The organism is Rhizobium subbaraonis, from assembly GCF_900220975.1.
GTDB lineage: Bacteria > Pseudomonadota > Alphaproteobacteria > Rhizobiales > Rhizobiaceae > Mycoplana > Mycoplana subbaraonis.
Genome location: NZ_OBQD01000016.1, coordinates 23764 through 42795, shown reverse-complemented (window position 1 = coordinate 42795; position 19032 = coordinate 23764). Strand labels below are relative to the sequence as shown.

The 19032-nt window shown below is 58.6% G+C and carries 21 protein-coding genes; 7 read left to right on the top strand and 14 right to left on the bottom strand.

Annotated features, from left to right (window positions below; genetic code table 11):
* Positions 1-7: 7 nt before the first annotated feature.
* From CRO48_RS22325 to CRO48_RS22305, 5 genes are all read right to left on the bottom strand, one after another.
* Entirely contained in the window at positions 8-2029 is a 2022-nt protein-coding gene (locus CRO48_RS22325; RefSeq protein ID WP_097142044.1) for a relaxase/mobilization nuclease domain-containing protein, read from the bottom strand.
* Positions 1995-2387 carry a hypothetical protein gene (locus tag CRO48_RS22320; RefSeq protein ID WP_052820936.1) on the bottom strand — a complete coding sequence of 131 codons (393 nt, stop codon included), beginning with the start codon at positions 2385-2387 and terminating at the stop codon, positions 1995-1997. Before CRO48_RS22320 ends, CRO48_RS22325 begins: the two co-directional genes overlap by 35 nt.
* 5 nt (positions 2388-2392) lie before the next feature.
* Entirely contained in the window at positions 2393-2698 is a 306-nt protein-coding gene (locus CRO48_RS22315) for a hypothetical protein (protein ID WP_237681239.1), read from the bottom strand.
* A gap of 99 nt (positions 2699-2797) precedes the next feature.
* A complete protein-coding gene (locus CRO48_RS22310; RefSeq protein WP_052820934.1) occupies positions 2798-3547 on the bottom strand; it encodes a ParA family protein in 750 nt (249 codons plus the stop codon).
* Between the two features lie 138 nt (positions 3548-3685).
* Entirely contained in the window at positions 3686-4087 is a 402-nt protein-coding gene (locus CRO48_RS22305) for a hypothetical protein (RefSeq protein WP_052820933.1), read from the bottom strand.
* Positions 4088-4214: 127 nt separating this feature from the next.
* Between CRO48_RS22305 and CRO48_RS22300 the strand changes: the two genes are divergently transcribed.
* The 6 genes from CRO48_RS22300 to CRO48_RS22275 are packed head-to-tail and all read left to right on the top strand — an operon-like array spanning position 4215 to position 7424.
* On the top strand, positions 4215-4895 hold the full coding sequence (locus CRO48_RS22300; RefSeq protein WP_052820954.1) for a thermonuclease family protein: 681 nt from the start codon (positions 4215-4217) through the stop codon (positions 4893-4895).
* Positions 4895-5548 (top strand): thermonuclease family protein, encoded by a 654-nt coding sequence (locus CRO48_RS22295; RefSeq protein WP_237681238.1) that lies wholly within the window; start codon positions 4895-4897, stop codon positions 5546-5548. The genes CRO48_RS22300 and CRO48_RS22295 overlap by 1 nt, the downstream gene beginning before the upstream one ends.
* Complete coding sequence (locus CRO48_RS22290) at positions 5545-6168, top strand: thermonuclease family protein (RefSeq protein ID WP_052820931.1); 624 nt, start codon at positions 5545-5547, stop codon at positions 6166-6168. The genes CRO48_RS22295 and CRO48_RS22290 overlap by 4 nt, the downstream gene beginning before the upstream one ends.
* Positions 6169-6483 carry a hypothetical protein gene (locus CRO48_RS22285; RefSeq protein ID WP_052820930.1) on the top strand — a complete coding sequence of 105 codons (315 nt, stop codon included), beginning with the start codon at positions 6169-6171 and terminating at the stop codon, positions 6481-6483. It begins immediately after the preceding gene.
* Positions 6484-6491: 8 nt separating this feature from the next.
* Complete coding sequence (locus CRO48_RS22280) at positions 6492-6863, top strand: hypothetical protein (protein WP_052820929.1); 372 nt, start codon at positions 6492-6494, stop codon at positions 6861-6863.
* A gap of 33 nt (positions 6864-6896) precedes the next feature.
* Positions 6897-7424 carry a hypothetical protein gene (locus tag CRO48_RS22275; protein WP_052820953.1) on the top strand — a complete coding sequence of 176 codons (528 nt, stop codon included), beginning with the start codon at positions 6897-6899 and terminating at the stop codon, positions 7422-7424.
* 34 nt (positions 7425-7458) lie between these two features.
* Here CRO48_RS22275 and CRO48_RS22270 read toward each other — a convergent pair whose 3' ends face one another.
* Positions 7459-7764, bottom strand: a complete 306-nt coding sequence (locus CRO48_RS22270; protein WP_237681275.1) for a helix-turn-helix domain-containing protein — start codon at positions 7762-7764, stop codon at positions 7459-7461.
* Between the two features lie 339 nt (positions 7765-8103).
* Between CRO48_RS22270 and CRO48_RS22265 the strand changes: the two genes are divergently transcribed.
* A complete protein-coding gene (locus CRO48_RS22265; protein ID WP_052820927.1) occupies positions 8104-9450 on the top strand; it encodes a hypothetical protein in 1347 nt (448 codons plus the stop codon).
* A gap of 275 nt (positions 9451-9725) precedes the next feature.
* On the opposite strand, the gene CRO48_RS22260 is transcribed toward CRO48_RS22265, so the two are convergent.
* The 8 genes from CRO48_RS22260 to CRO48_RS22220 form a co-directional block, all read right to left on the bottom strand.
* Positions 9726-10058 (bottom strand): hypothetical protein, encoded by a 333-nt coding sequence (locus CRO48_RS22260; protein ID WP_052820926.1) that lies wholly within the window; start codon positions 10056-10058, stop codon positions 9726-9728.
* 82 nt (positions 10059-10140) lie between these two features.
* Positions 10141-12903, bottom strand: a complete 2763-nt coding sequence (locus CRO48_RS22255) for a type IV secretory system conjugative DNA transfer family protein (RefSeq protein ID WP_097142042.1) — start codon at positions 12901-12903, stop codon at positions 10141-10143.
* Positions 12872-13921, bottom strand: coding sequence for a P-type DNA transfer ATPase VirB11 (virB11, locus tag CRO48_RS22250; RefSeq protein WP_036588717.1), 1050 nt, complete (start codon positions 13919-13921; stop codon positions 12872-12874). The genes CRO48_RS22255 and virB11 overlap by 32 nt, the downstream gene beginning before the upstream one ends.
* Positions 13918-15252, bottom strand: a complete 1335-nt coding sequence (virB10, locus tag CRO48_RS22245) for a type IV secretion system protein VirB10 (protein ID WP_036588719.1) — start codon at positions 15250-15252, stop codon at positions 13918-13920. Before virB10 ends, virB11 begins: the two co-directional genes overlap by 4 nt.
* Positions 15253-15262: 10 nt before the next feature.
* The gene (locus CRO48_RS22240; protein WP_234797306.1) at positions 15263-16084 is read right to left on the bottom strand and encodes a TrbG/VirB9 family P-type conjugative transfer protein; all 822 of its coding nucleotides are present in this window, start codon (positions 16082-16084) and stop codon (positions 15263-15265) included.
* Positions 16085-16092: 8 nt separating this feature from the next.
* Positions 16093-16827: a virB8 family protein gene (locus CRO48_RS22235; RefSeq protein WP_036588721.1), complete on the bottom strand. Its 735-nt coding sequence runs from the start codon at positions 16825-16827 to the stop codon at positions 16093-16095.
* A gap of 105 nt (positions 16828-16932) precedes the next feature.
* On the bottom strand, positions 16933-18006 hold the full coding sequence (locus CRO48_RS22230) for a type IV secretion system protein (protein WP_097142065.1): 1074 nt from the start codon (positions 18004-18006) through the stop codon (positions 16933-16935).
* A 214-nt stretch (positions 18007-18220) separates the two neighbouring features.
* Positions 18221-19012 carry a conjugal transfer protein gene (locus tag CRO48_RS22220; RefSeq protein WP_097142041.1) on the bottom strand — a complete coding sequence of 264 codons (792 nt, stop codon included), beginning with the start codon at positions 19010-19012 and terminating at the stop codon, positions 18221-18223.
* Positions 19013-19032 lie beyond the last annotated feature (20 nt).

Genomic DNA, 19032 nt, shown 5'->3' with positions numbered 1-19032 from the left:
CATCCACTCAGCGGCTCCGGTCGCGATCCTTTTCCTGAGGCGGACGAAGTTTTATCGATTTCTGCGACTCGTTAGACTGTCGCTGAGCCTTTTCGCGCTTTGGATCTGGCCGATCCGCTTCCGACCTGTCATGTTCGGCGTTGGAGCGCGCGATGCGTGATTGATCGAGCGATCGGTTGTTCGAACTCTTGTTGACGACACCCTGCTCCGCAACATGATCGCGGCCGGCCGCCGATTTCGTCGCCAAACTGTTCACGCTGCTTTTCTGTTGACCCGCGGCATCACGATCGCGGTTTTTGACCACCCGTGAGTCAAGCTGGAGCCCAACGACCTTCCCAATAATTTTCGTCGCCTGTTCGAAGATCAGTCGATCGGAGGGGTTGGCGATCTTCGTGGCCAGACTCACTGCGGTGTTCGCCAGTGTCTCCTTCGCAGCCTTCGCCTGGGCAGCGCTGATAGGTGTCGATCTCAGCATGTGCTCTTCTCCTTTCTCGTTTGTTGGGTCACGACCGGCGCGGACGGCTGTCTCAAGCCGCCGGTATTCACGTTGGAGCCCTATCGACAGGTCCTGGCTAAGTTCGCGCGCCGTGCTGGGCGCCGACCGATTCTTCCCTATCTCTTCCAACATTTTCAGAATGAGCCCAACTGCGCGCCGGCTCTGATCAAGCCGCTTTTGTGCATCCTGCAATCTGGGGGCTGTCGGCGTATCGCGGACCTTCGCCAGAACTTTGTCGACGACGTTACTCGGAGCCGTGGCTCCCATTCGCCGAAACATCTCCCACTCCCAGCGCTTGACGGGCGGTGGGCCAGCCCGCTCAAGACGTTTCTGACGGTCGATCGAGATGCCCCGTTCACGTGCCTTGTCGGCGAAACGGTATCGCCATTCGGTAAAGTCGCGGATGTTGGGATTGAGCATCTTGCCATTGGAGTTTCGTAGAGCAACGATCACATGCATGTGTGGATGCTTGTCGAGAGCATTACGATTATGGACGGCATAGGCATAACGGTGCCCGGCGAATTGTTCTCTTAGAAAATCACGCCCGGCATAGACAAGCTGATCGCGATCGACATTTGCCGGTCCTGACAGCAACAGGTGCATGAAATCTCGTGGCTGACGGGTTTGCATGAGGGCACCGACGACTTTCCCTTCTGCCGTCAGTTGCCTGTGATCCGCTGTGGTGATTTCCCGCTGCCCAGTGCCATGGAGGTAACGTCCGCTCCTGCCTGGACGCTCCTCGACATGCGTCGTCGTCGAAAGCGTTACCTCCGCGCCCCTGCGCTGCATGGCGTGCAGCGTTGCCGTTAACCCCTTTGGACCTGAAGAAAACTCAGCGGGGTATCGGGAAATCGGCGTAATTCCCTCGTTCCGGAGAGCTCGATCCAAGCGTGTGTCGATCGCATGCGCCACGTCGAGTTCTCCTGGAATGCGATTGCTGCTGCTTCGATCCGACCTGTCTTTCTTCTCGTGAGCAATCACCAGGGCGAAATGCAATCTTGTTTGCCCGTTTACGCCGTCGCTCACACTGAAGGCGTAGGTTCGTACAGGGTCGCCGGCTTTATGGAAACCGTCGGCGGCGAGTGAAGCAAGTGCGCGGGCTACGCCTTCCCGGCGGGTGTTTTCAAGCTCGTAAGTCAGACGCAGCACGTCGCTGCTCCCCTTGCGATTGCCGAAATCCCTCTCCCATGAACGCACCGCCTGGTTTAGATCCGATACTTCGCGGCCATCCTGATCGAGCGCCTTTTCTTCCTTGCTCTGGTAGGCGAGCACGTTACGGGCCGAACCCGCGCCGGCGCCATAGGAAAGGACCTTGACCACCACTGCATTGTTGCCTGTAGCCCGACTGATCGCCGAGGCCGCGCCGGCATGTCTCGTCGACGGGCGTTTGCTCTTGCCGGCCGCCGGTCGTTTTCCCCCTCCTCCGCCGCCTCCTCCACGTCGGTGCAGATCGTCTTCGATCAAATCAAGATAGCTCGGCAGTCGCCGACCTTCGGGTCTAGGCTTCGAGGGATTTCTGGAGACCTCGTTCATCGTGTTTCCTGATGAGCTCGACAATGTAAGATGACGGCCGAACAAAGGCGGCATCGCGGACAGCGTCGATGGCCCCCATGACGTCGTCCAGCTTTTGTGCAATCAGCCTGGTACCCTCGGCATGCCTGACCTCTTGTGCGAGAACCGCCTCGTTGCGCCAGGCAAGTTCGCGGAGAAACTGATGCATATTAGCCATTTGCCGATCATGCTCTTCGAGCATCGCCGGAATATGCATGATCTCCCTGGTGACGATCAGCTTGGCGATGATGTTGACGGAGATATCGAGCCGTCCGGCAAGAGCCTCGACATTGCTGAGGATGTGATCAGGCAGACGGAACATGATGGGTGGCTGTCGCATGCGATCTACAACCCCCTCGCCTTCAGCGCCTCGAGGATGAGCCTGTGCGTCGCCGACGACAGTTGCTCATGTTGCTCCAACGAAACTTGGAAGATCTTCGTCAACACGTCGTCGTCGATATAGAGCGATATCCGTTTTCGTTTGCCGGACACGCCAGCCGCCTTTGCGGGCGCCGTCGCCACAGGTCGCTCCTTGCGTTCTTGCCTGGCTGGGGTGTGGGCCTTAGGTACATTGGCCGCAGAAGGCGCGGTTCCCTCTCCCTGGGCATCACCATCAGGCATGAGTGTGTCGAGGTCGATGGTCGTCGGCATGTACGATGTCGCGGCCTCCTGAACATCCTTAGACTCCTCTTCACGGGATCGGGCGAGGGCGAGAATGTTTCCGGCAAGCGTTCTTTCCCTTGGCATCGTTTAGGCGGCCTCCGTCTGCAGAAGTCCGATGAACTCATTGTTGATCCTCTTCACCAGATCGATTGCGTCAAGCACGCTTTCCGACGCCCTGCGCTTGGCCGACGGCGTCAACGACGGATTGTCTGCGATGCCCGCCAGCTTGGAGTAGAGGGAACCATAACCGGCCCCGACATCGCTAAAATGATTGCTTTTGCGCACGACCGTCTCGACCATGGGTATCCGGCCGCTCGTCAGGATGGCGTGAACCTCGGGAAGGGATCGATTGTGTTTGAGGGCGATCATGTCCACGTAGTTCCAAATCGCTGCGTAAGGGATCGGTCCCCTGTCCCGCTTCCGGCCGATCTCGGTCAGGATCGTGGCCACCTTGATGGCTGAGGTCGCAGCCGTTGGTTCGGGAATGACCGGGATGAGGATTGCATCGCACTCGTGGTAAACCTCGATCGCGCGCTGATGCACGTAGCCGCCGACATCGTAGATCCGTATGTCCGAGTCCGGGGCCTTGTCAAGCCGTTCACGAAACCTGTCTCCGGGCGCTACGCGCAAATGTAACAACGTTCCGTCGGTCGGCAAAAGCCCCCGCTTCATGGAGACATTATACCAGCGCGTCGATGATTCCTGCTCGTCGCAATCGATCAGAAGCGTCCTGTGGCCTTGTTGCGCAAACTCCGCAGCAAGATTGACGTTCAGAGTCGACTTTCCGGCGCCGCCCTTGAAGGTCGATATGGCGAGCGAGAGAGGTTTGACAGTCATAAAATCCTCACCCTTTTGAGCCGAAGCCGATGTTACGATCAACCGATTCCGCTCACGCGTTCGAAAGCGGAAGATCGAAATCCGTTCAATTCGACAAGTTGCTTTCGTTCCCCACATGACAAGAGGGAAACGCGTTCTTTACCGGCCGCGAAGCTTTGCCAGTGCTTCATCCTGACGTCGGGCTGCGATTACTCCCTCATTGAGCCGCATCATTTCGCGCTTACGTGCTGCCTCGACAATTGAATCTTCGCCCGGCCAAAACCGAAGGATCGGCAGAATGAGCAGCAAGTACGCGACGATCGTCGCGGCCTTGAACCATACCGATTGCTCATAAAGATCGGACGCCCACTGCCAAATGTTCTCGGTCGTTTCAAGCGGCAGAAAGGCATAGGAAAGCGTCAAGACTACCCAGTAGCCGACGAAGGCCGCAACTAGGATGCATGCCGCTGACACCAGTAAAAAACACGCAATCTGTATCAACAACCAGACAGCACGGAATGGAAGAGTGAAGACCGTGAGTGCCTTCCGATACATCGCCATCCTCTTATCCCCACACACAAATCGAACGTCTGAACAACCTTACCTCAATTTTCAGAACTTTTCCATACTTGCACTACAGTACAATTTCGTGCATATTCAAAAAAGTCAACAGATGACGGATGCGAACATGAAGAATGGCGCATGGCGATCTTCTCGCCACCTCATTTACAGCCTTTTGGGTGCTCTGGTCTCGTTGCCCGAGACGGTTAGGGCGGACACGACTGAAGAGTTCGTCAGCCACTACCAGCAGGCTTATGTGCAGGGGCGAGACCTGATCCCCGCGTCGCCAACACCATTCGACACGTCCTCGATCACAACGCGACTTGATCTTGAAAGTGTCACCCCAAAAGCCGCGTTGAGCGGCAGCGCATTTTTTGCGGCGGATGGAACGATCATCAAACTTGCAGGGGTTCAAGGCTGCCTTTCGACCGAGCCGCTCGAATATGCGAGTGTCATTGCCACCTGTACCATTATCTCACTTGCAGCGATGACGGCGACCATCGGTGAGGTACAGGCTATCGCTGGCACTGCATTCCCCTGCCATGAACTTGGACGGAACTCCGGCCAGCCGACGGTACGATATGCGGAATGCTTTTTCATGGACGGAGACACGGTGCGGTCGCTCTCTGAGGAACTCATTCGCAAAGGCGTAGCGTTTGCTTTCCGTGATCGTGCTGGCCAGCCGATCTTCCCGGAATATGCTCGGGCGGAACAAGTCGCGCGAGAAGCGAAAGCCGGCATCTGGGCCAGCGCCCATTTCTTCCATCCCTACGGTGAGCGTTACCGCGCCAATCCGACAATGCACTGATGCAGATCGGAACATTGATGCTCATTTCCACGATCGCAGTCTCCGGCTTCTACGCAGGCTTCGTCATAATGCCGATGCTGGCCGGCAGTGAAGTCCCACATACGCAACCGCCTTGGCTGCCGGTCGTCCCCGTTCAGACGTCGCAAGCTGACGCTCCTGCCACGGAAGACGTGGCGCTTCCGCCATCTTCCGCCTTCGCACCATTCCCGACGCATGCAGAGTTCGAGACCGGCGATAGCTGGGTCTCAAACGGGCAACGGTATCGGCTCTATGGCCTCCAGTCATGCCTTCGCGGGACCGCCGTTACCGTATCCCAGGGAAGCTCGCGCGACTGCGGTGAATTCAACGTGATCATGATGCAGGCGCTGGTCAGGGATACAAAGCCCGTCTGCGCCACCATTCAGATGATCGACCAGAACAATGCCGTGGTTGCATGCCAGACGACTGCCGGGGAGCACCGATATGATCTTGCGACCTACGTTATCGCGCAAGGATGGGGATTTGCGGCAGTCGACAGCACCGGCCAAGTCATTGTTCCCGGATACAGGGTTGCTGAGGAAAGCGCCCGCACCGCCCGCGCGGGTCTTTGGGACTATCCAGATATGCCGCACCCCGTCTCTGTTCTGATGCAACAAGCCGGAGTGTCGCGATGAAGCTTGCCACCATCTCGACGATTGTCGTCGCTCACATCCCGACAGGGACGCTGGCGCAAGCCCGCCCATCCGATGTTCCCCGTCAGATATACGGCAAGGTTCAGGTCATTGATGGCACCACATTCGAGTTTATCAAGACCCGTCAGCTCGTCCGTCTTGCTGGTTATGAAGCTCCTCAGCTGTTGCAGAACGCGACGACCGAAGGTGTGACATGGCCTGTCGGTCAGGTCTCGCGCGCGTGGATGATCCTTCGAACGCTCGGCCAGAATGTCAATTGCGCACCGGTCGGGCGCGACGACAACAAGCGCCTGATCGCCCATTGTTTTGTAGGCGAGACCAATCTGGCGGCGACGGCGGTAGCCGAAGGGATCGGCTACGCCTTCAACTATCCCAACGAGCCCCCGGTTCGTGCCTATTTCGACATTGAGAGGAAGGCGAGAGGGCTTGGCTTTGGCATCTGGTCGTCGCCGGACTTATCTCCGCCCTGGCTTTACAACGGATCGCCAGAGTCCGGTGAGAAATCTGATGGCCCCACGCCAGCCACCCAAGAGGGGCTTCCCCTGCCCCTGCCCGTCACTCCCGACAAAGCACTGTCGTTCACGCAGGTGCACGGAGGTTAAATGAAACGCCCTTTCGAAACTTCGACCATTATTGCCATTCTACTGGCTGTTTCTCCGGTTGCCGCCGGCGCGCAGGACGGCGCCACGCAAACCCAGGTCGAACAACGCGATCCGGACTTTTGCGGTGCGGGCGGTGCGGGCTGCGATCCGGCAGACGTGCAGCAATGGAAGGCGGTTGGCAACAGGCTTGCAGACCTGTCTTCGGCAGACCTTAGCCAATACGCCTACGCCTGCGCCAAGCATCGCGAATGGAAATCGGAGTGCGAAACCAATCCGATCGCGATCCTGAAACGCCTCGGGATCGAAGGATATTAAGGTTGCCGATGAAGAAGCTCGACTACGGATCGCTTGTCGCCGCCGGTATTGCTTTCGTCGTGGGATCTGCTGGCGGGTATACGATCAACGAGTTTGAACGGGCCGACAGGATAATGGAACTTGAACAGGAGGTCGCGCGGCTCGAGAGTGAGCTTCAACGGCAGCCGGCGTTTGACTTTCCCGACGACAGGCAAGCGAGTGCAGCGATCGCCAAATCGGGCCGCACGATCCGTATCTCGGAGTGCAAACCTCGTCAGGCCGTACCCGGTGTCACCTGCACCGGCATCATCACAACAACAAGCGGTTCCTTCGCGGGTACGACGCAGCCCGGCACCCTGTCGTTCGCGAAAATCGACAACACCTGGGTACAAATCCAGTAGGCCACTCAAAGGAGACGCACTGTGAAGGCGATCATGTTATTGTCCGCTGGCTTGATAGGCGCGCTTTCGGCGGCGCCAGCAAAGGCCGAAGACGCCGAATGGGGATGTCAGGTTCTGCTGTGCGCCGCATCGAAAAACCCATCCTGGCACGGTGTCTCCTACTGCGTGCCGCCAATGCGCAAACTCATCACCGCCATGTCCAGACCCGGCTTCTCCTGGCCCATCTGCCATGAGGCGAAGGCGGGAAAGCCTGGTCGTGAAACCTACGAGGATTGCCCTGCCGGCACCACGGTGGGCTACTCCTCGCGAGGTGGCGACAACAATTGGCGGGGAGAACCTGATCAATGCATCGAAACGGTCAATGTCTGCCGGGCGTCGGGCCAGTACGATGGCAACACCAGCTCAGCAGGGTTGACGATCAATCGGCGCTTCGGCCGAGATGGCGAAAGCTGCATCCAGCAGATTGCCACTCCGCGGCCTCGCCGCGCGGATCCCTACTATTTCGATATTCCGAACGACAACGGGGTGAAAGAAAGGTTCTGGTTTAACCTGAACCACTAGGGCTTTTCCTGCCACCGCTGGGGCGACCTCAGCATCACGAGTCGGTCGCGGCGCCTCTCTGTTTCTTTCGGCGGGCTTTCCAAACCGCTATCCGATGGAGGTCGGCTTCGGTGATCCTGAGCAAATCCTCGATGACAACATTCCACTCGCGCTGCATCTTGTCGAGTGTCGATAGCTTGACGTCTCGCATGGCACGCGTCACCTGCGATATGTATGCTTCGTGTACGCCGAGCTGCTCAGCAAGCTCCCGATTCGTCAATTTGCGTTCGGCCTTCAATCGTTCGAGACCGATAGCAAGCCTCTCCTGGAAAGACAACGTGTCGATCGTCGAAATGTCCACGGCCTCCACCGGGGGCTGGCGTTTCAGACGGGGCATTGGTCGCCATCCCCAGCCCCGATCGGACTCACGCAGCGACAGTCAAACATGCCGCCAAGGTAATGGCAGGGCGCACCACGATGGCGCATTGAAACTCTCCTTGAAACTCTTTTGCTCATCCGTCACCCGATATCGACTACAAACTACACCACCCAAGCGTAAACCAATTGTTGTCCATAGTTCAAATTGGGCATTTCACAACCCCTTTACGCTTCGTACACCGGCGCGATCCGCCCATGCAAGCGGGGCTGCTCGGACCGCAGGGCCGGAGGAAGGTCTGCATCCTCCTGTTTCGCAAAATTCATGCGCATAGTTGTCAGAAACGGCCCCGCTCACGGCCTGGCAGAGCTTACCGAGGAAGAGGCGGCTGCACTTCGGGCGTGGTATGGTAACGCTGCTTCCAATGCTGAGAAGTCAATCGCCCTCGCTGTGATCCGGCAAGCCAAGGTGATGAACGGCTGGATCGAGTGCGATTGCCTCACCGGTCGGCTCCAGCCCCTCCTCGCCCCGATCCGGCAACAGCACACCTATACGCTGCGGCGACTGACGTCGAAAGACGAAGACCCTGTTCGCCATAAGGAGCGGCCAAACCACACAATCAGTTGCCCATTTCACGTGGATAAGGACGCCACGCCGGCGCTCATCGATCGTAGCTACCACATTCGGCCTCTGCGAAAGTCCGATCGGAGTTATATCGACGCATTGCCGGCCATCCCCGACCGTCTTGCTGACGTCGCCGACCACGACATCAACCGCTCGACCGAGCGAAACGACAGACCGTCGAGGCTCGGCGGCATCCTGTGGCGGTTGCTCGACGACGCTGGCGTGAACGTCGTTTCTCCCCTGCAGGATGAGTACGGTCTCACACTGCGAAATCAGTTGTCAAAGCTGCGCGCCGCCGCCAAAGAACTTCGAGTCTTGAGAACATGGTCATTCAACGCTCTTCTGTCGACGTGGGCGGCTGACTACCAGGAGGCTGACAGCCGCTGGCAACGCCTGCTCGAAACATCGCGTCCAGACTGGCCCGGAACGCTTCGTCGCACGGGCTTCATGCTGCTGTTTGCGAAATCCATATCCGTTCAGACAATCTTGCCGGCATCGTCCTCGCGACCAATCGACGTGATCGGGAAAGTGCGACAGCCGCTGCGCGGCGACCCGGCTCGTCGCGGCCCATTCCTTACTTTGCTGAACGTGGACTTCGGCGACGATGACGAGGGACCAGCCAGGGCTGTCCAGGCCTATGCCCAACCGGTCTACAATGGCGACACGTTATATCCGGTGGAATCCGGTTTTGAAAGAGATGTGTGCCATCTCCTGTTCTGGCTTCAGGGGTCCCTGTTGGAAGGCGTTCCTGATCTCCGCGTCAAGATCACCAAGCCGCTTTTTGCGACCGAAACACCGCTCGGCCCGTGCCGGCCGGATTTCATAGTGGAGGCAACCTACAAGGACCATACGCCCGCAACTTTGATCGTCGAGGCCTTCGGCATGGAAACTGATGAGTATCGCGAGGCCAAGGAAAAAACCGTTCCGCGCATGAAGCAGCTCGGACCGATATTCAGTATCGTTCCCGAGGATCTAACGGAGGCAAATGCGCAAGCGACAGCGAAGCGCCTGCAAGGTTGGGTCATCGACAATGTCCGGCACGTATGAAGCGCAATAGTAAGCGTATCAGGGCATGCACAACCAACCGAAAAACAGGCTATGGGCTGATTTTCATCGTGACTATATCAGGCTATAGCCGTAGTTTAATACATTCCATTTCATGTTATAAACTGATCTCAGGTTCGTGGAAATCAGCTGGTAAGGCCCTGGGCGGATTCGCACTGGGAAACTATCCCTTGTAAGTAATGTCCAAGCCTGTGCGCCACGAGTTCGTCCAACCGCTATCAATGCCTGTAGGTCAGTCCGAAACGAACTGGTCGGCTCTACGGATACTCATCCAGTTCGCGCTTTGCCGCAGCCAGCAGGGCATTCTGAACCGGCACCAGCATGTCTCGAGGGCAACTCCCGAACATACGCGTTACAAGCTCGTCCGCGAGATCAGAAAGTGTTGGCTTAAGCCTCTTCGGAGACAGATGGTCGATTTCGCTGTCGTCAGCAGCGAGGCGCCTGAGCTCGGCGCGCATCGTTCTCAGTTCCATTTCGCGCTCCTTCACCATCAGCCAGAAGCCCGGGTCGGCCCGTGCCGCGGAAACGATCCGTTCGAGATGACGTTTATCGGCGATATAAAGCGTCGAGAGGCGCTCGATTTTGGCCATGGTTGTTGTTCTCCTGATGCTCGGGCACCGCGACCTGACTTGGTCTGGCCCTGTGAACTACGATTGGTCTGAGGCCAGGCGATTAGTCGTTCCCCGGCCTGCTATCGGGCGGCGCCCCATCTTCGCGCAAAGGATCGCGCGCCGTGTCTGCGAATTCACGTAGCCATGCCCTCGAACTGTCCTCCGTCAGCTTGCCCGAGAGGGTGTCTATGAGGAGCTCAACGTCCGCGTTCAGCGCTTGTGGCTCAACTACATTTTCCGCAGCCTGCCGGAAGATGACGTCATTCAAAGCCTGAAGTTCGCCTCCGAATGCTTCTCTTACTTCCTGGCGTCGGAGAATAGGTGAACCGGATGCGCCATCCGGATAATTCTGCCGCCTTGTCGGAGATCCTGGGTAGAAAGATTGGCCAAGCTTTTCTTCATCGACATCGAGATCAATGCTATCGGCGTCTTCAACGGGGGCTTCCTTCGGCTCACCGCGTTTCTCTTTCCGGCCAGCCGCACCATGCGCGGGTTTACGTCCCGGCTGCGGCTCATTACCAAATTCTTCTTCGACCAGGCCTGCGGCGCGAGTCTCATCGAGGTTCAGCCGGCGACGCAGCTCGTCAAGAGAGGAAATATAAACGTGACGAACGCCGTCCTTCACGATGTAGCGCAGATCTTGCGGCTTCCGGACCCGCTCGATGGCAGCCAGATCGATGTCAGTTCCGAATTTCAAGCTGGCCTGATCGCTGGGCGCGGCTATATCCGGTACAGCTGGCGTGACGGACTCGAGACAGTCACTGTCGGTGATCGTCCACTCAACAGGCTTCAGACAGGGTTTCGACACCATCTTGAACTTGCGGACTTTCGCGAACATACGCTCGCCGCCGGCGTCCAGTTTCATGATCCGCATCAGCGGCATGCCGGTGACCTGCAGGATCGCCTCTTCCGGTTTCATCATCATCAACGTGTTCACCGGAAGGAGATCGACTGACATCGGCACCTTCGAGATTGATCGCTGACGACGGCCATGGCGATGGGAATAGGACGATTGTTCGACCCATTCCGTCGTCTTTCCGGCCGCGAGCGAGACCGCCATTGCATCGTCCTGGTTCTGGAAGTTCATGAAGACCTTGATCGTCGATGCTCCCATCAGAATCTTCTGTCCGGACCGCTGGTACAATCGCTCCAGCTGGGCGCCGTCCTGAAGGATAAAGACGAACCGCACCCCGTTCTTGCGGATCAAGGGGGCGAGCGTCAGCACCGTGTCAATGCGGCCTCCATTGCCAAACTCGTCAAGCATCATCATCACTTCGTGCTCGCCATCGGGCAAAGGACCCATTTGAACAAGCTTGTCGGCCATTTGCTGGATGAACATCGAGATCAGCCGCTCATAGATCTGGATGGCATTCCAGTCGGCCTGGATATAGATCACCAGCTTGCGCTTCCGTATGGTATCGACCGGAATGGTGGTGATTGATGTCAACGCCTCCACGAGCGGGTTCTGCAGGAAGTTGAGCTTGGCGACGATTTCGGCCGCAATCCCCTCACCCAGCTTTTCGTGCCGGCCGGCAAATTTGGTGAGCTGCATACGGGTCTGATCGGAAAGGACCGTTTCGTAGTTCTCCAGCAGCTGAACAATTGCCGTACGCTCGTCAGACATCGAGTTAAGGATACGGTAGAGCTCGCTTAGCGACTTGCGGGTGTCGGGGCATTCGAGCACGAAGCCAAGCATGGCGGTGAGCAGAATCCGGGCGCTCTCCTCCCAGAAATCGGAAGAATCGGAGCGAAGCCGCTCCGGCAGCAGCATCTGCGTCAATTTCTGAAGGTCGGTGATGCGCTGGTGTGGGTCCGTACTGATCAGGTCGAGCGGGTTGTAACCGTCGGTAAATTTCGATCCTGGCGCCAGCAGAAAAGTCTCAAATCCTTTGTCCTTCAGAAAACCGGAGGTCTCCTCGAACAGCTCACCGCTCATGTCGAGCACCACCTGCGAGCCCTCGAAACTCATCATGGAGGGGATAACAAAGCCACGCGACTTTCCCTGTCCGGGGGAGCCGATCAGCATCACATGCTGGTCACCATCGTTGCGCAGAAGAAGTCCTTGCTTGAGCCCAAGCACGATCCCGTGTTTGTCGCGCAAGCGAAAGTCTGCCGCATCCTTGAGGGTGGCAAGGCGGGCCTTGCCCATGATCATCTGCTGACGCTTCTGGATTGCCGCACCGATCGGAAACCCCACCAGCGCGCAGGCGGCGGCAAGCCCCACGAGTGTAGCCTGGACCGTCTGCCGGGATGGCCGCTGGTAGCCACCGGCTGCATCGGTCGTCCCGAACGGCGCCTGATACATGGCGGCGAGATGGCTACCATAATAGCTGGCGATATCGGCATGTTCGCCAGCCTTCGAGGCGACGAGATAAAAGGCGAAGCCGTAGATGAAAGCACCAGCCCAGGCCGCGGCAAATATCAGCGCGGTCATCGCAATCAGGCTGAACATCGAACGGACATGCAGGAGATAAAGGATCTTGCGCGACAGCGCCCTTCCGCCCTTGAGCATCCAGATGCACATCAGAAAGAACAGGAAGGGTGATGCAAGCGCGAATGCCAGAAGCGACAAACCAACCGTGTTGCGCGTATGGATGATCGACCAGGTGTAGCGGGCGGCATCAGCGAACCGCGCGTGGCCCACATAGTCGAAATACGACAGTGAACCGAAAGAAACGACATAGGCGTCGTAGATCAAGGTGAAGAAGGCAAGCCATATGCAGACCACGCCAACCAGCGCGACAGGCAGGGTGAGAAAAGACAGTTTCTGGAGGCCCGTCCATTTCGGGCGATCAATCTCTCCGTCTGTGAATACGCTGGCCATGTTCATCAACCTCGTCGGCAAAATAGATCTCGCTGACACCGCGCCCGCCGGCGGCATCGCTCTTCTTCAACTGGACTACGATCGGGATGATCGAGCGGATGTAGCGGATGATATCGTCGCGCTCCATGCGGACATTGCTGTTGAGCACCAGCGTCGAGAGGCGGTTGAAGGCATGGTGCGGCGAGTTGGCGTGGATGGTTGACATCGAGCCAGGGTGACCGGTGTTGATGGCGTTCAGAAAATCGAAGGCCTCGTCGCCGCGCAGCTCGCCCATGAAGATGCGGTCGGGCCGGAGGCGAAGCGCCGTGGCAAGGAGGTCGCCCATCGTCACCCTCGCCTCCCCTTGTCCGCCCTTCGACACGAGCAACGAAACAACATTCTCCTGCAACGGCTCGAGCTCGGCCGTGTCCTGCATCAGGATGAAGCGCTCGTGGTTCGGGATGGCGGTGAGCATCGTGTTGAGAAAGGTCGTCTTCCCGGTGGATGTTCCGCCCGAGATCAGGATGCTCCGATGGTTGGCGGCGGCCAGTTCCAGGAATGCCCGCGCCTTCCCGATCCGCAACAATCGCGAGAGCTCGATATCGACATCATCGAGATAATCGTCACCGGTGACCTTGGTGAAGCGAAAGGCGCCCGCCTCCTCATAGTCGTTGAGGTCGAACCGTCGGATAAACTGCTTGCGGATCGAGAAGGCGTGACCGGTTGCCGAGGTCGGGCTCAAGACAAACTGGACGCGCTCGCCGCCCGTCAGTGTCGCCGACAGAAGCGGATTCTCCGCATTGATCGTCTGCTTTGTGAATGAGGCGGCACGAGCCGCCATGTGGCGGATGACATCCTGGTCCAGTCCCTCGATCTCATGGCGCACCATCCGGAGCTGCCCGATCTTCTCCAGCCAGACCTCGTTGCTGCGCTGGCAAGAGATTTCGACGACAGCGGGATCGTCGAGGAATGACCGGATCGGTTCCAGCGCCTCGGTCAGAAAGTGCTGTTCAGCTGAAATCTGGGGGCGTGCGTTCATTTGCCGTATCTCACCTTGCGCAGTCGCTCGAACTCTTGGCGGACCGGGTCGGGATAGAGGCCGGCAAAATCGAGATCACGCGTCACGAAGACGTTGATATCGGACCCTTGCGGAATATGGATGGTCGGACGGATGTTGCGGGAATCCTCAAATGCCGTTGCTGCCATTTGCTGGATGCCCGATGCGATGGTCTCGGCGGCAATCGCGCGGGCGCGATCTTGAGGCGTCTCGCCATTGTCCTGCGGAATGCGGGTGACGCTGCCGTTGTCGTTGACGATGGTGATGTAGCGATCTTGCCTCTGTCCAAGCTGCGCGATGTATTGTGTCGCGCCGCCGATCAGCGTCATCAGCGCCGGCGGTCCGAACCTCTCCCAGTTCTTGCGGTCGACGATGCCTGTCATGCCCGAGCGGCCGAGGCGATCGGTGCCATAGGAGCCAAGCTGCACGGAAACGCCGTCGCCGCGGATCATCCGCGTCCAGACAATCAGGATGCGCTCCTGCCCCCTTTGGACGCCGGACTTGTACTCGCCGATCAGCGAGGATCCGGCCGGAATGAGAATACGCCGACCGTCGAAGGAATAGACATCCTCGCGCACAATCCCTTTCACCATGCCGGCGAGATCGGAGTTGATGGCTGTTTCGAGCGTTCCGCGGATCATCGTGCCCTGCGGTATCCAGGCATCGATGCGACGGTTCTCGGTTGCGACCGACACCTCCACACCCTGTCCGCCCATCGCCTTCAAGAAGGCACGATCACCATCGACAGCAGCGCCGGCTTCTCCATTCACGGCCGTGGATGCACCCGGCGTGCCGTTTGCCCCGAACAGACCCGATCCCGATGTATCGGACGACGTCGCCGACGCGCCCCTGGTCTGGTCGGATTGATCGAAGACCATCGCGGATGAGCGGACGCGTTCAAGCAATTTGGCCTTCCGCTCCAGCTCGATACATTTCGGGTCGTCGGGATTTTTGCCCCGGGAGCAATCGATCTCGGCGGGCGGTGCGACAGGGGCCGCGGCCGGCACACGCGGCGCCGGTGGCGGCGGAGGTGGGGGTGGTGCTTCCGGAATTTCGACCGTGGGCAGCGGCGGCGGTGACGGCGCCCGGAACCCCTCGTTTCGCGGTGTCTGGACCGGCCGGAATTCCTCGCGAGGCGTCGTATCGATCGGCGGCTCCGCCTCCCCGCCAGCCAGAAGGAAATAAAGGACAGCGCCAACGCCCGCAATGCCCGCGACGACGGCAAACGGGCGCATGAGACCTATGCCACCGCGCCTCACCTCTCCACCGATGGAGGTATCGGTGTCGATCGAATGGTAATTGGGATCGGACATGGCGTGCCTCCTATCTTGACTGCGATTGCTGGTTGGATGTTCCGCTGCCAATTCGCTTCGGCGCGACCGCACCCTCGATCGGTGCGGGCACATCGGCAGGGGCGGTCCGGAGATTGAAGAGGCAGGTCTCGCTCTCGGTGCCAAACCGAAGCGTCCACTGCCGCGACACCTTGTCGATCACGATGTAATCGGCCTCGCGGCGGTAGTTCACGAGGCTTTCACGACGTTTGGCGTCAACAATGAAGATTGCCGGGATGTCGCCGGTGAATTTCATGAAGGTCTTCAATCCATCGTCGAAGACCCAGAGCGGTTTGGCTCCGTCGCTGCCCTTGAACCCGTAGTCGTAATTGACCTTGTCGCGGCGAATGTTCTTGATGTTGGGATTGCGCTGCGCATCCTGCGCCTGTTTCCAGAGTTCTGCCGTGCCTTTGAGACCCGCGTCTTCCGGATAGGTGAAGCGCAACTTGAAGGTCTGGTTCTGCATCGCCTTGGTGTCGTTGACACGCAGGTCGAAGGAGTAGGTTCGCTTCGTTGTGACCACCGACAGATTGGTGGCCGCGTCCTTCTCCATCGGTTTCAGGGTGAGTGAGCGCCGGTCGGCCGAGGTGAGGATCTGCCAGGAGACGGTATCGCCGGCGACAACCTGGGTTATGTCCTCGTCGGCTCCGAAGAGGATCGTTGTCACCAGCCCGTAGGTGCCCGTTACGAGGAAGACCTGCTCGGCCGAATAGGGAAGTGAGCGGATTCTGGGGTCGAGGCGACCCGGCCTGGCAACCAGTTCAGCATGTGCAGCCAGCGGCCCGAGCACTACCAGAAGGGAAATTGCTGCCATCCGCCTCATCATGGCGTGATCCCCGACGGCATGGTTTCGGGAACCCTCGCATATTCGGTCACGACAAAACCGAGAGGATTATAGAGACGGACCCGGTTGCTGGCGGGCAGGTTGATCTGCCGGTAGCGTATGGTCGCCGACCAGCGCGTGACGACCTCGCCGCCACGGCGACGTTCGCGTGTCTCGAAGCGAACGGCCATGGTCGAGGGATTGAGAGGATTGACCGAGAGGATTTCCGGACGAATTTCGCCGGTTGCACCGAGCGTCTTGACCGGCCCCCTCGGATTGGAGGGGTTCATCCAGGCCTCGTAGTCCTTGAAAGCCTGCGAGCCGGGTTCTGACCACAGCGCAATCATGTCGAAATTATCCGACAGATAGCGGGGATCGTAGGTTTCGCGGCGGATGACGTAGTTGCCGGCGAAGGCGGCGCGCACGGCCTGGTTTTCCGAAACCGTCGCACGGTCTTTATTGAGCGTGGTCACCGTCTCCATGTAACCTGTGTTCCGGTCGACGATCAGCGGAACGACCTCGGTGCGAACGAGCGGAAAGAGCTGCGCCACCGAAAACGACAACACGCCTGCAACAGCCCAGCCGGCCAGGGCAAACCCCAGCAGGATGATGCCGATCAGGGTGCGAAGCGAACGGTTCTTCTCACCCCAGGAAAGGTGCTGGTCGTAGATGTCCTGCGGCCCGGCAACCTGGTCGGTTGGTGCGGCTCGCAATTGCCTTCTGAACAATGCCACGTTCTATCCCCAAAATCATGATCGTCATGGATGTTTGCCAATTGTGTTGTCGGCAAATCCGGTTTCCGTATGCAAAACCCAGGCTTGACCAGCGCATATTTCGCCTCATTCGCCGTTCCGCCGGCGCATGGTCAGCATTCGGCCGAGCGCACCAGCGCCAGCCATTCCGCCGCGGCCGGCAAGTGCCGCCGCGGTCAACGCGCCTTTTGGCCCTGCCATCATGCCAAGGGCCAATGCGGCGGCCTGCCCGCTTCTGGAAGTGCTGGAACCGAGTCTCGCGCGAGCCGCGCCATATATCGTGCTGGCTCCGCCTCCGCCGGGAGTACCTGACGTCATCGTGCCGTAGGCAAATGTTCTCGCGAAATCAGGAACCTGAAAAATGAAATAGGAGATCAGCGCCAGGTAGAGCACCATCGCCAGCACGATCGCGAGCGCATTTTCCTTGGTCGCCATGTCGCCACTGATCGTGTCCATCATGCCGATCAGAAAGCCGAACGACAGCCCGGCCATGACATAGGTGAAAAGCAGCATGAACATGCCGTAGGCGATACCTCTCACCCACGCATCGAAGACGAAACGCGTGATACCGAAGAAATAGGAAAGGATGGCGATCGGGCCGATAGCCAGCATGACTGCGGTGATCATCTTGGCGAACAGCGTCACGCCGGTCAGAATGAGCAGCATCGGCAGCAGGCCAAAGACCAGTACGATGAAGACCACCACTGCACCGGTGACGTTCGGCAGCCATCCGGATTCATAGGAATTGAAGAGCTGCATGGCGAAGTCGTAGACCTTGCGCGACATGCTGGCGACTTGGCTGGCAAGTTCGGAGCCGGCGGATTGCCCTCCCATCGCCGAAGAAATGGCAGCCCCAAGATCCTGCGGTGACGTCAGCACGAACTGGCCGATATTGTCGTAGAAGGTCGCCCAGGACATGACCAGCGCATAGGCAAGCGCGAGTTTCGAGGCCGTGATCGCCATATCCTGAAGAGATACGCTCGACAGGCCGAGCGCGCCCCAAAGAAAGTAGAGAATGAGAAATAGCGCCAGTATAGACGAGACGAGATTACCGTTCTCGGCGAACAATCCCCAGGCTTTCTCTAGGGATGCCTCGTTGATCTTGTCGAAGTATGAGAGTGCGTCGCCATAAAAATTGACCGCATAGCTGACCGGATCCATCATCCCCCCTGAAAGGAGTTGACGGGTCGCATCGGACCGCAATCGTTGTTGACGATGTCCGCGAGCGCTTGCTCCGGTGCCGTCGGCTTCTGCCCTGCCTCGTAGGCGAGAGACGGTATGGGGTTCTCATCAGCCGAGCATTTCGCCAGCTGTTCGAACTTGCCCGCGCATCCGGATAAGATGATAAGGGCGAGGACCGGCGCCGGGAGAAACCTCACTGGTTCTGCTCCTCGAATGCCTGCAGCTGCTCGCGAATCGAAGCCTCGCCCGCGCCACCACCGCCATCGCGCATCACGCTGTCGGGAAGCGTTGCGAACGTCTTGAGGTTCTGGGATGAGGTTGCAAGGGCCGCCTTATACTGCTGGTTCAGCAGCATCACCTGGTTGTTGAGCGAGCCGACGGCCTCGTTGGCGGTCTGGTTGCCCTGCAGCACCATCTGCGTGTTCTGTTCGAGCGCGCCCTTCAGATCCTGTGCCGTGCCGATCTGCTCCGTCGCCTGCATGAAGGCGTTCTGCCGGTCCTTGGTGGCGCTGTTCATTGCGTCGGTCAGGGCAGTCAGCGTCGTCAGCGCGTTGATGCCTTGCGAATAGGCCTTATTGGCGCCCGACAGCTCGCCTCCCTTGACGGTATCGACAACCATTTTCACCAGATTGAGCCCATTGATCAGCTTGGCGGCGGTGTTCTGGAATTCACCGCTGATGCCGCCGAACAACGCTTCGTTTCCCGACAGGATGCTGTTGAAATCAGGCGCCTGGCCCATACTGAACCCATTGCCGGTGGCGAGCCTGGCAAACTGGCTTGCATCCTGTGACCGGTCGCCAGTGATCGCCTGAAGCGTCTTGATCGTATTGTCCTTGACGATCGACGTGTCGCCCTGGATCTGCTTCGAGAGCTTTTCGATCTCCTGGCTTATCGCGATATTGGCCGCGTCTTTGACCGGGACCTGCGCAAAGGCGTGCGACATACTGGTGATACTGAGCGCTGCGGCAACAACGATTTTCTTCATCTGCCTGTCCTCTCTCTCTT

Bases quoted from the DNA above. Each gene is read 5' to 3' on its own strand.
- CRO48_RS22325 (WP_097142044.1), bottom strand. From the start codon at position 2,029: ATGAACGAGGTCTCCAGAAATCCCTCGAAGCCTAGACCCGAAGGTCGG.
- CRO48_RS22320 (WP_052820936.1), bottom strand. From the start codon at position 2,387: ATGCGACAGCCACCCATCATGTTCCGTCTGCCTGATCACATCCTCAGC.
- CRO48_RS22315 (WP_237681239.1), bottom strand. From the start codon at position 2,698: ATGCCGACGACCATCGACCTCGACACACTCATGCCTGATGGTGATGCC.
- CRO48_RS22310 (WP_052820934.1), bottom strand. From the start codon at position 3,547: ATGACTGTCAAACCTCTCTCGCTCGCCATATCGACCTTCAAGGGCGGC.
- CRO48_RS22305 (WP_052820933.1), bottom strand. From the start codon at position 4,087: ATGGCGATGTATCGGAAGGCACTCACGGTCTTCACTCTTCCATTCCGT.
- CRO48_RS22300 (WP_052820954.1), top strand. From the start codon at position 4,215: ATGAAGAATGGCGCATGGCGATCTTCTCGCCACCTCATTTACAGCCTT.
- CRO48_RS22295 (WP_237681238.1), top strand. From the start codon at position 4,895: ATGCAGATCGGAACATTGATGCTCATTTCCACGATCGCAGTCTCCGGC.
- CRO48_RS22290 (WP_052820931.1), top strand. From the start codon at position 5,545: ATGAAGCTTGCCACCATCTCGACGATTGTCGTCGCTCACATCCCGACA.
- CRO48_RS22285 (WP_052820930.1), top strand. From the start codon at position 6,169: ATGAAACGCCCTTTCGAAACTTCGACCATTATTGCCATTCTACTGGCT.
- CRO48_RS22280 (WP_052820929.1), top strand. From the start codon at position 6,492: ATGAAGAAGCTCGACTACGGATCGCTTGTCGCCGCCGGTATTGCTTTC.
- CRO48_RS22275 (WP_052820953.1), top strand. From the start codon at position 6,897: ATGTTATTGTCCGCTGGCTTGATAGGCGCGCTTTCGGCGGCGCCAGCA.
- CRO48_RS22265 (WP_052820927.1), top strand. From the start codon at position 8,104: ATGCGCATAGTTGTCAGAAACGGCCCCGCTCACGGCCTGGCAGAGCTT.
- CRO48_RS22260 (WP_052820926.1), bottom strand. From the start codon at position 10,058: ATGGCCAAAATCGAGCGCCTCTCGACGCTTTATATCGCCGATAAACGT.
- CRO48_RS22255 (WP_097142042.1), bottom strand. From the start codon at position 12,903: ATGGCCAGCGTATTCACAGACGGAGAGATTGATCGCCCGAAATGGACG.
- virB11 (WP_036588717.1), bottom strand. From the start codon at position 13,921: ATGAACGCACGCCCCCAGATTTCAGCTGAACAGCACTTTCTGACCGAG.
- virB10 (WP_036588719.1), bottom strand. From the start codon at position 15,252: ATGTCCGATCCCAATTACCATTCGATCGACACCGATACCTCCATCGGT.
- CRO48_RS22240 (WP_234797306.1), bottom strand. From the start codon at position 16,084: ATGGCAGCAATTTCCCTTCTGGTAGTGCTCGGGCCGCTGGCTGCACAT.
- CRO48_RS22230 (WP_097142065.1), bottom strand. From the start codon at position 18,006: ATGGATCCGGTCAGCTATGCGGTCAATTTTTATGGCGACGCACTCTCA.
- CRO48_RS22220 (WP_097142041.1), bottom strand. From the start codon at position 19,012: ATGAAGAAAATCGTTGTTGCCGCAGCGCTCAGTATCACCAGTATGTCG.